The 465-nt window shown below is 52.3% G+C and carries 1 pseudogene; it reads left to right on the forward strand.

The window, feature by feature from the left end:
- Positions 1-70: 70 nt before the first annotated feature.
- Positions 71-465: pseudogene (locus ACTHUF_RS11170) on the forward strand (hypothetical protein); the annotation flags it as partial.

Consider the following 465-nt stretch of genomic DNA (forward strand, 5'->3'; position numbering starts at 1 on the left):
CCACGCATACAGCGAAAACATCGAGCCGTTATCTTTGCCGGCTTGGGCATACTACGATTAAGGAAACATCATGAATCAACTGGTAAAAAACCCTTTTCAACAAACGGCAGTTTCTGAGGCACTGCCAAACACGATGACCGAAGTTAAGTCGCAGCGCGAAGCAAGCGAGATACAGGCGATGGTCTTCATGGCTAAACAGTTTCCACGCAATCAGATTCAGGCGGCGGACAGAATCTTAAACGCCTGCACACGTCAGACGCTGGCAGATTCCGCCGTTTACAGCTACCCGCGCGGCGGGCAGAACGTCGAAGGCCCGTCAATCCGACTGGCTGAAGTCTTGGCACAGAATTGGGGGAACCTCGATTTTGGCATTCGTGAACTGTCGCAGGAAAACGGCGTGTCAACAGTCGAAGCCTACGCATGGGACTTAGAAACCAACGTCCGACAAGCAAAGGTCTTCCAGGT

Source organism: Neisseria sp. P0024.S006, from assembly GCF_051956595.1.
GTDB lineage: Bacteria > Pseudomonadota > Gammaproteobacteria > Burkholderiales > Neisseriaceae > Neisseria.